This window comes from Frigoribacterium sp. PhB24 (genome assembly GCF_003755185.1).
GTDB lineage: Bacteria > Actinomycetota > Actinomycetes > Actinomycetales > Microbacteriaceae > Frigoribacterium.
In genome coordinates this window covers 48,491-62,997 of record NZ_RKIC01000012.1, presented here as the reverse complement: position 1 = coordinate 62,997, position 14,507 = coordinate 48,491, and the positions used below count along the sequence as shown (strand labels likewise).

The following is a 14,507-nucleotide window of genomic DNA, read 5'->3' as shown; positions in this document are numbered from 1 at the left end:
GGCCGGGCCTGGTCGGGCCGAGCCGGGCCGTGCTGGGCCTCTCTCCCCGAGCCTGATCCGGTACGTACCGGATCACGGGGCGGCTCAGGCCTGGCGGTCGGTCACCTCGGCCGGTGCCGCGGGCCCGCGCACGGCGTCGTGCGCCGACACGTCGTGGTCCGCGCCCTCGTCACGCGCCTGCACCCGCGGCGAGTTGAGCAGCAGGTTCAGCAGCACGGCGACGATGGCCCCGGCGCTGATGCCCGAGTCGAACACGATGGTGAACCAGGTCGGGAACTGCGCATAGATGTCGGGGCTGACCGTCGGCAGCAGGCTCACGCCCAGCGCGATCGCCACGATCAGGATGTTGCTGTTCGTGAAGCGGACCTTCGACAGCGTCCGGATGCCGCTCGCCGCGACCATGCCGAAGAGCGCGACCCCGGCCCCACCGAGCACCGCCACCGGCACGCCTTCGACGACGGCCCCGAGCGCGGGCACGAGGCCCAGCACGACGAGGATGCCACCCGCGAGCGTCGCCACGTACCGCGACTTCACCCCCGTGATGCTGACGAGGCCGACGTTCTGCGCGAAGGCCGTGTACGGGAACGTGTTGAAGACGCCGCCGATGACGGTCGAGAGGCCGTCCGCCCGCAGCCCGTCGGCGAGGCGGCGCGGCGTCACCGGTCGGTCGACGATCTCGCCCACCGCGATGATGTCGCCGGTGGTCTCGGTCATGATCACCAGGCCGACGATGCACATCGACACGATCGCGCTCACCGGAAAGGTCGGCAGCCCGAAGTGGAACGGCAACGCGAGCCCGAACCAGGCGCTCTCGCCCACACCGCTCCAGTCGGTCAGCCCGAACGGCCAGGCCACGAGGGTCCCGACCACGAGCCCCAGCAGGATCGACAGACGACGGAGCGCAGGAGGCGCGAACCGCTCGATCAGGACGATCAGCAGCAGGGTGCCCGCCGCGAAGGCGACGTCGAGCGGGCGTCCGAAGTCGGCGGAACCCGCGCCTCCTCCGACCCACCCGGCGGCGACGTCCATCAGCGAGACGCCGATGATCAGGATCACCGTGCCGGTGACGATCGGTGGGAAGAACCGCACGAGCTTCGAGAAGAACGGCGCCAGCAACATCATGAAGACGCCACTCGCGATGACCGAGCCGTAGATCGCCGTGATGCCGTACTCGCCGCCGATCACGATCATCGGCCCGACGGCGGCGAAGGTGCAGCCCTGCATCAACGGCAGCCGCACCCCGAAGCGCCAGAACCCGACCGACTGCACGATGGTCGCGATGCCGGCCACGAACAGGTCGGCGCTGATCAGGTACGCGATGTCGCCGGGCTCGAGCCGGCCCATGCCGACGAGCGCCCCGCCGACGATGAGCGGCACGGCCACCGCCCCGGCGTACATCGCGAGCACGTGCTGCAGGCCGAGCGGGAAGAGCCGGCGCAGCGGGGGGACACGGTCGACGGGGTGGGTCGCCGCGGGCGGCTGGGCGGTCGCGACCGTGGACGTCGAAGGCTCGGGCGACTCGGGCGGGGACTGTGACATCGGGACTCCTGATCGTGGGGATGCCGGGTGGTCGCCGTCAGCGTACGAAACACGCGTTTCGTCGTGACGGCACGCGTGTTTCGGGCTCGTGTCGTCGGCGCGGCGCCCGCGCGAGAACCCCGTTCGTGGCACGAACCCCGAATGTTCGTGGTTCATGGCACGGAACGGGGTTCGACGACAGGAGGCGCGGGTCGACGTCCGGCGAGAGGTGCGTTCCGCCGGGCGGCGCGCCGGGTTCAGCCCGCGACGATCGCCCGGACGAGGTGCATCGTGACGTCGGCGGACCGCCCCGCCGTGAGGGCGAGGTTCTCGTCGTGGACGTCGTGGGCGTCCGGCCCGGCCAGGTCGCTGATGCCACGCACCGAGACGAACGGGACGTGATGCACGTGGCAGGTCTGGGCGATCGCCATCGACTCCATGTCGACGGCGTCGACGTCGACCACGTCGGCGAACGCGCTGCGCACGCCGATCACGCGCTCGGCGGTCATGAAGGCGTCGCTCGAGGCGATCAGCCCGGGCCGCACGGCCCAGCCGCCCCGCGGCGCACCCGGCGCGCCCGACGCCTCGCGCGCACCCGACGCGGCCGACGTGTCGTAGGCGACCGCCGCCTCCACCAATCCCTCGTCGGCATGGAAGCTGGCCGGCATGCCGGGCACCTGCCCCAGCCGGTAGCCGAAGACGCGCGCGTCCGCGTCGAGGTTGACGTACTCGGAGCCTGCGACGACGTCGCCGATCTCGATGCCGGAGCCCATGCCGGCGGCGGTGCCGGCGCTGATCACGGTCGGCACGACACCCTCGAGCGAACCGGACCGCACGATGGCCGAGGTGGCCGCGCCGGCCGCGTTGACGAACCCGATGCCGCTCTGCACGAGCAACAGTTCGACACCGTCGATCTCGACGACGCGTTGCAGCGACCCGCCGACCGCGACCGGCTCGCCGACGCGCGTCGCACGCGAGACGAACGGTTCGGCCTCGTCGCTCATCGCCACGACGACGATGATCGAGGGAGCGGCGACCGCCGCGACCCCCTCGGCAGGAGGCGCGGCGTGCGTCCCCGTCATCGGGTGACGGTCGACCACTCGTCGCGGGCCGCGAGGAAGTCGCGGGCGACCTCTTGCGCACCTTCGAGCGAGTGGTTGGCTCCCCAGCCGCACTGGACCTCGTTGGCCGCGGGGACCTCGGTCGCGGTGGTGATGTCGGTCAGGGTGCCCTCGATCAGCGACAGGACGTCGTCGATCGCGGGGTCTCCCTGCAGGATCAGGTAGAACCCGGTCTGGCAGCCCATGGGCGAGAAGTCGATGACGTCGCCCGAGCGGTTGCGCGAGTGCTCGGCGAAGAGGTGCTCGAGCGAGTGGACCGACGTCATGTCGAGGTGGCCCTCGTTCGGCTGGGTGAACCGGACGTCGAACTTCGTGATGACGTCGCCGTGCGGCAGCGTCTTCTGGTCCGCGACGCGCACGTAGGGCGCGGCGACGGTGCGGTGGTCGAGGTTGAACGACTCGACGTTCATCTTGGGCTGGGTCACGATGGTCCCTTCGGGGTGCGGGCGGGGCACGGGAGGCACCTTGGCCTCTGCACCGGTCTGTGCGTCCCAACGCCCTGTCGACCCTAGGACATTCCCCCGGAGGCGGTCGGAGTGTGACCCCGCACGCGGCCCGCCACCCCGCCACCCCGCCACGAAGTGAACGACCCGCCACGCGGGAAGATGGCGGTCTGTTCACTTCGTGGCGCAGCGCAGCGCAGCTCAGCGCAGCGCAGCGCAGCGCAGCGCGCCCGCTACGGCAGCGTGTGCCCGGCCGCCGTGAAGAGCCGGTACCACTCGGGCCGGGTCAGCGGCACGTCGGACCCTGCGGCGCTGTCGCGCAGGTGGGCGACGCTCGTGGTGCCGAGCACGACCTGCATGTCGGCCGGGTGGCGGGTGATCCAGGCCACGGGGATCGCAGACGGCGGCACGTCGTACTTCGCCGCCAGATCGTCGATCACGTCGTTGAGCTCGGGGTAGCCCTCGCGGTCGCCGAGGAAGACTCCGTCGAAGAACCCCTTCTGGAACGGCGACCAGGCCTGCAGCGTCATGTCGTTCAGGCGGCTGTAGTCGAGGATGCCGTTGTCGCGGTCGAGCGACTGGTCGAGCCCTGCCATGTTGGCCGCGACGCCGGCGGCGATCAGCGGCGCGTGGGTGATGCTGAGCTGCACCTGGTTGGCGATCAACGGCTGCGTGACGCTGCGCTTGAGCAGCTCGACCTGGGCGGGCGTGTGGTTCGAGACGCCGAAGTGTCGCACCTTGCCGCTGGCGTGCAGCTGGTCGAAGGCGGCCGCGACCTCGTCGGGTTCGACCAGGGCGTCGGGGCGGTGCAGCAGCAGCACGTCGAGGCGGTCGGTGCGCAGGGCGGCGAGCGAGGCGTCGACCGACTCGAGGATGTGCTCGGTCGAGAAGTCCCAGAAGCCGTCGCGGATGCCGACCTTGCTCTGCAGCCGGATCGCGTCGCGCTCGGACGAGGTCATGGTGACGGCGTCGCCGAAACGCTGCTCGCAGTGGTGCGGGTGGTCGCCGTACACGTCGGCGTGGTCGAAGAAGTCGATGCCGAGGTCGCGGGCCTCGGCCACGAGTTCACGGATCGAGTCGTCGGTCATGCCCGAGATGCGCATGAGCCCGAGGACGATGGTCGAGGAGGGGCGGTCGGTGGTGGGTAACGTCGTCGTCTTCACGCGACCAGTCTGCTCTCGACGGGCGTCCGCGGGCGTCGACCCGCGCCTCCTCGGTGGACGACCAGGAGGCGCGGCGCGCCTGGGGAGGACCGGTCCCGTCGTTCCCGCCCACCGTTCCGAACTCCAGGGCATGACCGTCACCGCGAGTGCGAGCACCGCACGCGTCGCCGCCGCTCCGCTCGACCGGGCGTGGAGCATCGCGACGCCGCTGACCCCCGTCGGGTTCTATCCGCGGGCCGGGGTGATCCCGGCCGTGGTCGCCGTCCACGAGCAGACCGGGCCGTGGGACGCCGTGGGGCGGACGCGCCGGCTCGAGCTGTCGGACGGCAGCAGCGTGGTCGAGAGCCTGGTCCGCGTCGAGCCCGACGGGGCCTTCGTCTACGAGCTGAGCGAGTTCACCGGGCTGCTCGGGCGGCTGGTCACCGGCGGCCGCGCCGACTGGAGCTATCGGGCGACGCCCAGCGGTCGCACGCGGGTCGACTGGACCTACTCGTTCTTCGCCCGACCAGGCCGGGGGCTGATCGTGCGGGGCATCGTCCGCTTCGCCTGGGCGCCGTACATGCGCCGCGTGCTGGTCGGCATCACCCGCGAGATCGAGCGCACGGCCTGATCGGCACCATCCAGCCGGAGACCCGGGCACCACCGAGACCCCAGGACGTCGCCGACACCCACGCGAGCACGACGCACCGCTACCCTCGGGGCATGAAGGACGCCACGATCTACGACGTGGCGAAGCGCGCGGGCGTCTCGCACCAGACCGTCAGCAGGTTCCTCCGCGGCTTCGAGGGCATTCGTCCCGCCACCCGCGAGAAGGTCGAGCAGGCACTCGCCGAGCTCGAGTACCGCCCCAACTCGGCAGCCCGCTACCTGCGCCTGCAGCGGACGAACCGCATCGGGCTGCTCGCCGACAACATGCAGCAGTCGGGCCCCGCCCGCACCATCGCCGGGGCCACCGAGGCCGCGCGCTCGCTCGGCTACGTCACCGACATCGTGTCGATGGACGGCGTCGACGAGCGCTCGGTCGACGACGCCCTCGATCTCATGCTCGGGCAGCAGATCGCCGGCATTGTCGTCACCGCGCAGACGGCCGTCGCCCGTTCCGCGCTCGAACGTCGTGCGATCTCGGTCCCCGTCGCACGCGACTTCGGCCTCATGGTCGAGGGCACCACCGAGTCGATCAACGAGCACGCCGGGCGGGTCGCGGCCGAACACCTCGTGAGCCTCGGCCACCGCCGCGTGGCCTACGTCGCCGGGCCCGACCAATGGCTGGCCGCCCGCGAGCGCGCCGACGGGTTCGGGCAGGCCATGACCGGGTCCGGAGGCGCGGTGACGGTCAGCCACGTCGGCGACTGGTCCGCGGCCGCCGGCTACGACATCGGGCTGCGGCTCGCCGCCCGCACGGACGACTTCACCGCCGTGGCCGTCGCCAACGACGCGATGGCGATGGGACTGCTCGCCGCCCTCGCGTCCGCGGGCGTCTCGGTGCCGCACGAGGTCAGCGTGGTCGGCAACGACGACGTGCCCGAGGCACGGTTCATGGTGCCGTCGTTGTCGACCGTGGCGCTCGACTTCGGCTTCGAGGGGGCGCACGTGATCACGAGCCTGATCGCCCGCATCGAGGGGCGCAGCCCCGACACGGCCACCCGCCTGCCGGTGCCGTCCCTGGTCGCGCGGGCCTCGACCGCACCCGCGCGCGGCTGACGCCCCGGGGTGCGGGCCGCCCGCGCCTCCTGAGCCCCGGCGCGCCGCCGCACCGCCGCACCGCCGCGCCACCGCACCACCGCACCGCCGCACCGCCGCACCGCCACGGGCCGAACCCGACCGCCCGCGACGTCCGCAGTGTGCAAATCGCGACGAAACACGCGCGACACGCCGCTCGTTTCGCCGCGGAGGGCTGATCGCGGACGCGGTTGTCGCGATTTGCACACCGGAACCCGCGCGGTGGCCGAGCAGGACAGGCGGGCAGGAGGCGCGGCACCGACACGCGGGAACCCGTCGGAAATGGGTCTTGCGCTGGCGCCGAGGCGTGGGTTACATTCTCCGCAGACGCCGATGTTATCGACAACATCCACCGGACATCCCGAGCACCGCGGGACGACATCGGCGGTCGCCACCGCAGCCGACACACACGAACGGGTCAACGATGACGTCAGCACCACGCCACTCCGGGGTTCTCTTCGGAGCCGCCTACTACGCCGAGTACCAGCAGGCGGGCACCCTCGACCGTGACCTCGACCTGATGGTCGACGCGGGCTTCACGGTGATCCGGGTGGGCGAGTCGGTCTGGTCGACGTGGGAGCCGCGCGAGGGCGAGTTCGACCTCGACTGGCTGCAGCCGGTGCTCGACGGCGCCCACGCCCGGGGCATCGCGGTGGTCCTCGGCACCCCGACCTACGCGGTGCCGCCGTGGCTGCAGGTGCGGCACCCCGAGATCGCCGCCGAGCGCACGACCGGCGTCCGTGCCGGCTGGGGCGCCCGGCAGGAGATGGACCAGAGCCACCCCGCCTACCGCTTCTACGCCGAGCGCGTCGTCCGCAAGGTCGTCGAGCGCTACGCGCAGCACCCCGCCGTGATCGGCTGGCAGGTCGACAACGAGCCCGGCAACGAGCGCCCGCGCAACGACCAGGTGTTCGACCGCTTCGTGGCCTGGCTGCAGCGGAAGTACGGCACGGTCGAACGCCTCGACGAGGAGTGGGGTCTCGTCTACTGGTCGCACCGCCTGACCGAGTGGTCGCAGCTCTGGCGTCCTGACGGCAACGTGCAGCCGCAGTACGACCTCGAATGGCGGCGGTTCCAGGGCGAGCTGGCCGACGAGCTGATCGCCTGGCAGGCCGACGTCGTCCGCGAGTACGCCCGCGACGACCAGTTCGTCACCACCTGCATCTCGTACTCGCGGCCGCAGGTGGCCGACGAGCGGCTCGTCGAGAGCCTCGACGTGACGGCCGGCAACCCCTATTACAAGATGCAGGACGGCCTGACCCTCGGCGTCGAGGTGCCCCGCGAGGCCGGCTGGTGGCACACCGGCGTCTGGGCCCTGCAGCAGTGGGGCGACCGGGCGTTCTCGTCGGCGCAGGCCCCGTTCCTCGTCACCGAGACCAACGCGCAGTCGATCGGCGGCCCCTGGCAGAACCACCCGCCGTTCGACGGCCAGATCAAGCAGGCCGCCTTGGCCCTCGTCTCGCGCGGGGCCCGCATGGTCGAGTACTGGCACTGGCACACCCTGCACTTCGGCGTCGAGACCTACTGGGGTGGCGTGCTGCCGCACAGCCAGCGTCCCGGCCGCATCTACCGAGAGGTCGCGGCCTTGGGTGCGACGCTCAAGGCCGTCGGCGGAGCGATCGACGGCCTCGAACCCGACGCCGACGTGCTGATGCTCTGGTCGACCGAGACCAAGTGGTCGTTCGAGACCTACCCGCCGCTCGCCCGGGCCGACGGCAGCCCCGACCCCGAGTCGTACCTGCACCTGTTCGACGCCCACTACCGCGGGCTGGCCGAAGCCGGTGCGCAGGTGCGCATCCAGCACGTGGCGCAGTTCCTCGCCGCCGACCCCGCCGAGCTCGCCGCGTCGCACCCGGTGCTCGTCGTGCCGGCGCTGTACGTCGTCGACGACGCGACCCTCGCCGCGCTCACCGCCTACGCCGAGGCCGGCGGCCACCTCGTGATCGGCATCCGCACGGCCTACGGCGACGAACTCGCCCGGGCCCGCCGCGACCCCGCCCCCGCCCGCCTCTCCGGCCCCGCGGGCGTCTGGTACGAGGAGTACACGAACCTCGACGAGCCCCTCGCCGTGCACGTCGTCGAACCGGAGACCACCGACGGCACGGGGGGCGCCGACGGCACGACCGCAGGAGGCGCGGGCCCGGTCCCCGGTGCCGCCGCCGTCCCGGCCGACGCACCCTTCGCCCTCGAGCCAGGCTCGGCCGGAACCCGCTGGGCCGACGTCCTGCACGTCGACGACGCCACCGTCGTGCTGCGGGCCGCGCCGACCGAGATCGGGGCCGACGCGGTGCTGACGACCCGCGCCTCCGGAGCCGGTCGCGTCAGCTACGTCGCGACCGTGCCGAACCCCGAGCTCTCGCGCTCGATCGCCCGCTGGCTCGTGCCGGCCACGGCGGCGGGCGCGTGGGCGGCGACCGAGACGGTCACCGTCACCACCGGTTCACGAGCCGACGCCCCCGGGCTCGCCTTCGTCTCGAACTGGTCGGCCCACGAGGCCGCCGTCACCACCCCCAGGGCAGTGCGCGACCTCGAGACCCGCGAGGTCGTCGCCGCCGGCACCGCCCTGACCCTCGCCCCGCGCGCGGCCCACGTCTACGAACTCGTCGACACCGCCGCCGACCGCGCCGACACCGACCGCGCCACGAGCGCCGACACCGCGTCGTAGGCGACCCGCTCCTCCGATCCGCACCACCCGACCCCGCACCACTCCCCCACCCCCTCGAGGAAGAACCACCATGAAGAGAAAGACCACAGCAAAGGCGCTCGTGTCACTCGCCGTCGTGTCGGCGTTCGTGCTGACCGGCTGCGCGCCGTCCGGCGGATCGGGCGGCGGCTCGACCACCGCACCGGTCTCGCAGGCCGACGTCGACAAGGCCATGGACACCGACACCACCCTGACGTTCTGGACCTGGGTGCCCGACGTCCAGAAGGAGGTCGACCTGTTCGAGGCCAAGTACCCGAAGATCAAGGTCGACGTGGTCAACGTGGGCACCGGCACCGCGCAGTACCCCAAGCTGCGCACGGCGCTCAAGGCCGGCAAGGGCGCACCCGACGTCGCCCAGATCGAGTACCAGTACATCCCCTCGTTCCGTCAGACCGGCAGCCTCGTCGACCTGACCCCCTACGGAGGCGCGGACCTCGAGTCGAAGTACGTCCCGTGGGTCTGGAACCAGGTCGCGGACGACACCGGGGTCTGGTCGGTGCCGCAGGACTCGGGCCCCCTCGGCAACCTGTACCGCTCGGACATCTACGCGCAGGCCGGGCTGACGAAGGCCCCCGAGACCTGGGCCGACTTCGCCACCGACGCGCAGACCATCAAGGACAAGACGGGTTCGTACATCTCGAACCTGCCCGGCAACGACCCCGGCCAGATCGTCGGGCTGTTCTGGCAGGCCGGCGCCAAGCCGTTCTCGTACGACGGCGACAAGACCGTCGGGATCGACCTCGACTCGACCGAGACGCAGAAGGTCGTGAGCTTCTGGCAGGACCTCATCGACAAGGACCTCGTCTCGACCGACGCCGACTTCAACGACGCCTGGTACCAGGGCTTCTCGTCGGGCAAGTACGCCAGCTGGCAGACCGCGGCCTGGGGCCCGGTCTTCCTGCAGGGCACGGCCGCGAACACCAGCGGCAAATGGACCGCCGCGAAGATCCCGCAGTGGAAGGCCGGCGAGGACGTCTCGGGCAACTGGGGCGGGTCGAGCGACGCCGTCATCACGGGTACGCAGAACCCGATCGCCGCGGCCGAGTTCAGCAAGTTCCTGAACAGCGACCCCGAGTCGACCCTCGCCTTCGCGAACGAGCAGTTCCTGTTCCCGACGACGACCGACACCCTGTCGAGCAGCGACTTCACCGACACCGCCTCGGACTTCTACGGCGGCCAGAAGGTCAACGAGCTCTTCGCGGGCGTCTCGGACACCGTCAGCACCGACTTCCAGTGGCTGCCGTTCATGGACTACGTCTACTCGAGCTTCAACGACACGCTCGGCAAGGCGATCGCCGACCACTCCGACCTCGAGGCCGCTCTGACGGCCTGGCAGGACGACGTCACGACCTACGCGAAGCAGCAGGGCTTCACCGTCAAGTAGCGCTCACGGGGGGTGCCGCCCGCCTGCGGGCGGCACCCCCTCGGCCCGGCAAGGAGCCCCATGTCCACCTCCGTCACCCCTCGTCGAGACGCGACCCGCGCCTCCTCGTCCCGTCAGCCCGCCACCCCGCGGCGCACGAGCTCGCTGCACCGACCGCAGCTCGTCGCGGCCTGGGCGCTGGCGATCCCGTTCCTGCTCGTCTTCGCGGCGATGTTCCTCGTGCCGCTCGGCTACGCGGGCTACCTGAGCACCTTCACCTCGCAGCTCGTCGGCGGGCAGGTCTTCTCGGGCCTCGCCAACTACAGCCGCGCGCTGAACGACCCGAGCTTCTGGGCCGGCCTCGGCCGGGTCGCCCTGTTCCTCTTCGTGCAGGTGCCGATCATGCTCGTGATCGCCCTGTTCGTCGCACTCGCCCTCGACACCGGGCGCGTGGCCGGCAGCAAGTTCGTGCGCCTCGCGATCTTCGTGCCGTACGCCGTGCCCGGCGTCGTCGCGACGCTGATGTGGGGCTACCTCTACGGCCGCGAGTCCGGCCTGATCGCCCAGGTGATCAGCGGTCTGGGGCTCACCCCGCCCGACCTGCTGTCGCCGCAGAACGTGCTCGGCAGCACGATGAACATCGTCAGCTGGGAGTTCATCGGCTACAACATGATCGTGCTGTACGCCGCGCTGCGCAGCGTGCCGACCGAGATGTACGAGGCCGCCGAGATCGACGGCGCCGGACCCTGGCGGGTGGCGTGGAGCATCAAGATCCCGGCGATCCGCTCGGCGATCCTGCTGACCGTGATCTTCTCGGTGATCGGGTCGTTCCAGCTCTTCAACGAGCCGAACCTGCTCTACAGCATCGCGCCCAACGCGATCGGCTCGGACTTCACCCCGAACCTCTACGCGTACAACGTCGCGTTCAAGAACCAGGACGTCAACTACGCCGCGGCCATCGCGTTCCTGCTCGGGTTCCTCATCATGATCATCAGCTACGTGGTGCAGCTCGCCACCTCACGCAAGGAACGACTGTCGTGACGATCGCACCCGCCCCCGTCGACACCGCCGGGGCCACGTCCGTCGACCGCCCCGCCCGTCGGCTCGAGAGCTCGGGAGGCGCGGGTCGGCGCCGTCCGCGACGTCGCGTCGAGCGCTCCAAGCGCAAGACGCCGATCCTCACCGTGATCCTCTGGATCACGCTGGCGTACTTCCTGCTGCCGCTGATCTGGCTGGCGATCCAGGCGACGAAGACCAACGGCGACATCTTCTCGACGTTCGGCCTGGCCTTCGGCCGCACCTTCGCCCTGGGCGACAACCTGGCTCAGCTGTTCACGTTCCAGGACGGCATCTTCGTGCAGTGGATGGGCAACACGGTGCTCTACGCCGTGGTCAGCTCGGTCGGTGCCGCGGTGCTCGCCACGATGTGCGGCTACTCGCTGGCGAAGTACGTGTTCAAGGGCAGGTCGTTCGTCTTCGGGCTGATCCTCGGGGCGGTCATGGTGCCGCTGACGGCGCTGGCGATCCCGACCTACCTGCTGTTCAGCGCGGCGAACCTCGTCGACACCCCGTGGGCGATCATCCTGCCGTCGCTGGTCAGCCCGTTCGGCGTCTACCTGATGCGCGTCTACGCGAGCGAGGCCGTCGACGACAGCCTGCTCGAGGCGGCCCGCATCGACGGGGCCGGCGAACTGCGCATCTTCCTGACGATCGCGTCGCGGCTGCTCGCGCCGGGCATCGTCACCGTGCTGCTCTTCGCCCTGGTCTCGACCTGGAACAACTACTTCCTGCCGCTGATCATGCTGAACGACCCGTCGCTCTTCCCGGCGACGGTCGGCCTGGCGCAGTGGCAGCAGGCGGCGACCGGAGGCGGCGGCGCCCAGGTGCTGTTCTCGACCGTGCTGACCGGGTCGTTCGTGTCGATCCTGCCGCTGGTCGTGGCGTTCCTCTTCCTGCAGCGCTTCTGGCAGTCCGGCCTGAGCGCCGGCGGCGTGAAGGGGTAGGCGGCTCGACTCCCGCCCGACCCCCGGTTCACGGTGGAGGTCGGTGCGGGTGGGCCGTGGCCGTGGCAGCGGCGGCCCGGGAGGCGGTGGTGACGTTGAGAGGTCGCCACCGCCTCCGTTCGCTCGTGCGCGTCAGAGGCGGTCGCGGAGGTCGACGACACGGGCGCGGATGTCGTCGCGGACGAGACGCATGCGCTCCATGCCCTCGATGCCGCGCTCGGAGGGCTCGTCGGTGATCCACGTCTCGAACCGGGTGCCGGGGACCTCGTCGACCCGCGCCTCCTGCCCGAGGACGACGACCACGTCGGCGTCGCGCACCATCTGCTCGGTGAGCGGCTTCGGGTGTTCGTCGCCGAGGTCGATGCCGAGCTCGGCGAGCGTCTCGACCGACTGCGCGTTGAGGTCGGTGCCGGGCTTCGTCCCGGCCGACACGACCGTGACCTCGTCGCCGGCGAGATCACGCATGAGCCCGGCGGCCATCTGGGACTTGCCCCCGTTCTTCTGGCAGACGAACAGGACGGAGGCGCGGGGCGAGGTCATGCGCGCACCCTACCGACCGCGGGTGGCCGGGCCCCTGACCGTCGTGTCGGGCCGTCCGCCGATCCGTCCGAGATCCCGTGTCAGGTTCGTCCGTTCCGCGACACTCCTCTAGTGAGGGGGTGGACGTGGATCACGACACGGAGGGCGACGACGAGCTCGTCAGACGCACGGTCGGGGGTGACCAACGGGCACTGTCGGCCTTGTTCGACCGGCACGCGGCGACGGTGACGCGGTACGCGTGGGCGTTGGCGGCGACCCGCATGGACGTCGAGGAGATCGTGCAGGACACCTTCGTCACCCTCTGGAAGAAGGTCGACCAGATCGACCTGCCCGACGACTCGCTGCTGCCCTGGCTCCTGGTCGTCTGCCGCAACCACGCCGCGAACCTGCGCCGCAAGCAGGCCCGCGCAGCCACCGACGACCTGCCCGACGACCTGGTCGCCCCGGACGACGGCGAGGAGGCGCGTGACCGGCTGCGGTGGGTCCGCGACGAGATCGACGCCCTGGGCCCGGTCGACCGGCAGATCGTCGAGCTCTGCCTGATCGAGGGGCGCCCCTACGGCGAGGCCGCGGCCCGGGTCGGCCTGAGCATCGGCGCCGTCACCCAACGCGTGTCGCGCACCCGATCGCGACTGAAGAAGAAGGCGGTGATGAACGATGAACTCTGAGCCCCCCGCCGGAGACGAGCTGGCCCGCATGCTCGTCACGATGAAGCAGAACGTCCTCGAGCGCACCACGGAGTCCCCCCGCCGCAAGCGCAACCGGACCCTCGGTCTCGGCCTCGGGCTGGCCGCGCTGCTGGCGATCGGCGGCGGTTCGGGAGCCCTCGCGCTCGGCATGCTGCCCTCGCCGTTCCAGGCCTCGGCTCCCGCGACGCCGACCGGCACGCCCACCCCGACACCGACCGCGACACCGACGGCGACACCGCGTCCGACGCCGACGGTGGCGCCCGTCGTGGCACCGGTGCCGTCCGCCCCGATCGACTGCGCGACGCTGACGAGCGGCGTCGACCTGACCTCGTTCGTGCCCGACCCCGTCTTCGCCCCCGAACTGCTGCCGACGAACTACGACCGCACCGCTCAGGCGGGCCTGGCACAGCAGGGCGTCCTCTCGTGCGTCTGGACCTCGACGGCCGGTTCGTTCGCCAACGTGACCGTCCGGGTGTCGGACGACGTGACGACCGGTTCACGGTGGACCGCCGAGCGACGGGCCGCCGGCGAGTCCGGACTGGGTGTGGGACGGTCGTCGTCGATCTCGTGCGGCGAGGACGGGATGGCGTCGTGTCGCGCCTCCGTCGTGACGGGTCCGTGGTGGATCTCGCTGTCGTACCTCGACGACACGTCCGGTTCGTACGACCAGACGAGCGGGGACTGGGACTCGTCGAGGGCACGGGCCGACGTCACCGGTGCGCTGCAGAGCCTGTCGTCGACGCTCGGCGGGCTCGCCCCCACCGCCGCCTGGCAACCGCCCGCGACCGTCTGGGCCGACGCGACCTGCGCGTCGCTGCAAGGCGCGTCGATCCCGACGATCCTCGGATCGCCTGCGCTCGTCGGTCCGGACGCACACGTCTCGTCGAGTCCCGTCGACGGCATCTCGGACACGAAGGACCCGTCGCTCGACTGTCGGTGGGTCGCGCCTCCCCAGGAGCCGTTCCCGGAGGGCACCTTCGGCGAGTTCCGGGTGACGATCGTCCCGGGCGGCGAGTGGGCCTACGAGCCGAGCGACGAGAGCGAACCCGTGTCCGTCGCCGGCGCGGACGCCGCGACCTTCGTCTGCGTCAGCGGCGAGGGGAGCTCGTGCTACGTCGACCTCGTGAGCGACGGATCGTGGCTCCAGATCGGCTACGCGAGCGGCGCCACGCCCGAGATGGAGTCGACACTCGTCGCGGCCGCCGAGGCGATCGTCGCGACGCGCCCCGCGAGCTGAAGCGTCA

General features: G+C 71.2%; 13 protein-coding genes. 8 read left to right on the top strand and 5 right to left on the bottom strand.

Annotation, left to right across the window (positions count from 1 at the left end; all coding sequences use genetic code 11):
* Nucleotides 1–84: 84 nt before the first annotated feature.
* The 4 genes from EDF50_RS10220 to EDF50_RS10205 all read right to left on the bottom strand — a co-directional run bounded on the left by EDF50_RS10220 (nucleotide 85) and on the right by EDF50_RS10205 (nucleotide 4,245).
* Entirely contained in the window at nucleotides 85–1,539 is a 1,455-nt protein-coding gene (locus EDF50_RS10220; protein WP_123519470.1) for a nucleobase:cation symporter-2 family protein, read from the bottom strand.
* A 236-nt stretch (nucleotides 1,540–1,775) separates the two neighbouring features.
* Nucleotides 1,776–2,600 (bottom strand): 5'-methylthioadenosine/S-adenosylhomocysteine nucleosidase, encoded by an 825-nt coding sequence (gene mtnN / locus EDF50_RS10215; RefSeq protein ID WP_123519684.1) that lies wholly within the window; start codon nucleotides 2,598–2,600, stop codon nucleotides 1,776–1,778.
* Nucleotides 2,597–3,049, bottom strand: coding sequence for an S-ribosylhomocysteine lyase (locus EDF50_RS10210; RefSeq protein ID WP_123519469.1), 453 nt, complete (start codon nucleotides 3,047–3,049; stop codon nucleotides 2,597–2,599). The genes mtnN and EDF50_RS10210 overlap by 4 nt, the downstream gene beginning before the upstream one ends.
* Nucleotides 3,050–3,315: 266 nt before the next feature.
* Nucleotides 3,316–4,245 (bottom strand): aldo/keto reductase family oxidoreductase, encoded by a 930-nt coding sequence (locus EDF50_RS10205; RefSeq protein WP_123519468.1) that lies wholly within the window; start codon nucleotides 4,243–4,245, stop codon nucleotides 3,316–3,318.
* Nucleotides 4,246–4,375: 130 nt separating this feature from the next.
* Here EDF50_RS10205 and EDF50_RS10200 point away from each other — a divergent pair, with 130 nt between their 5' ends.
* The 6 genes from EDF50_RS10200 to EDF50_RS10175 all read left to right on the top strand — a co-directional run bounded on the left by EDF50_RS10200 (nucleotide 4,376) and on the right by EDF50_RS10175 (nucleotide 12,034).
* Nucleotides 4,376–4,855, top strand: a complete 480-nt coding sequence (locus tag EDF50_RS10200) for an SRPBCC family protein (RefSeq protein ID WP_123519467.1) — start codon at nucleotides 4,376–4,378, stop codon at nucleotides 4,853–4,855.
* Between the two features lie 92 nt (nucleotides 4,856–4,947).
* The gene (locus tag EDF50_RS10195) at nucleotides 4,948–5,946 is read left to right on the top strand and encodes a LacI family DNA-binding transcriptional regulator (RefSeq protein WP_123519466.1); all 999 of its coding nucleotides are present in this window, start codon (nucleotides 4,948–4,950) and stop codon (nucleotides 5,944–5,946) included.
* Between the two features lie 442 nt (nucleotides 5,947–6,388).
* Complete coding sequence (locus EDF50_RS10190) at nucleotides 6,389–8,629, top strand: beta-galactosidase (RefSeq protein WP_123519465.1); 2,241 nt, start codon at nucleotides 6,389–6,391, stop codon at nucleotides 8,627–8,629.
* A gap of 70 nt (nucleotides 8,630–8,699) precedes the next feature.
* Nucleotides 8,700–10,052, top strand: a complete 1,353-nt coding sequence (locus tag EDF50_RS10185) for an ABC transporter substrate-binding protein (RefSeq protein ID WP_123519464.1) — start codon at nucleotides 8,700–8,702, stop codon at nucleotides 10,050–10,052.
* A gap of 60 nt (nucleotides 10,053–10,112) precedes the next feature.
* Nucleotides 10,113–11,072, top strand: coding sequence for a carbohydrate ABC transporter permease (locus EDF50_RS10180; RefSeq protein ID WP_123519463.1), 960 nt, complete (start codon nucleotides 10,113–10,115; stop codon nucleotides 11,070–11,072).
* Nucleotides 11,069–12,034 carry a carbohydrate ABC transporter permease gene (locus EDF50_RS10175; protein ID WP_370453992.1) on the top strand — a complete coding sequence of 322 codons (966 nt, stop codon included), beginning with the start codon at nucleotides 11,069–11,071 and terminating at the stop codon, nucleotides 12,032–12,034. Before EDF50_RS10180 ends, EDF50_RS10175 begins: the two co-directional genes overlap by 4 nt.
* Before the next feature lie 132 nt (nucleotides 12,035–12,166).
* Here the strand turns inward: EDF50_RS10175 and EDF50_RS10170 are convergent, their stop codons facing one another.
* The gene (locus tag EDF50_RS10170; RefSeq protein WP_123519462.1) at nucleotides 12,167–12,574 is read right to left on the bottom strand and encodes a low molecular weight phosphatase family protein; all 408 of its coding nucleotides are present in this window, start codon (nucleotides 12,572–12,574) and stop codon (nucleotides 12,167–12,169) included.
* A 125-nt stretch (nucleotides 12,575–12,699) separates the two neighbouring features.
* On the opposite strand from EDF50_RS10170, the gene EDF50_RS10165 reads away from it, so the two are divergent.
* Together EDF50_RS10165 and EDF50_RS10160 are read left to right on the top strand one after the other, a co-directional pair.
* Nucleotides 12,700–13,242: an RNA polymerase sigma factor gene (locus tag EDF50_RS10165; RefSeq protein WP_123519682.1), complete on the top strand. Its 543-nt coding sequence runs from the start codon at nucleotides 12,700–12,702 to the stop codon at nucleotides 13,240–13,242.
* Entirely contained in the window at nucleotides 13,232–14,500 is a 1,269-nt protein-coding gene (locus tag EDF50_RS10160) for a hypothetical protein (protein WP_148076814.1), read from the top strand. Before EDF50_RS10165 ends, EDF50_RS10160 begins: the two co-directional genes overlap by 11 nt.
* Nucleotides 14,501–14,507: the final 7 nt, after the last annotated feature.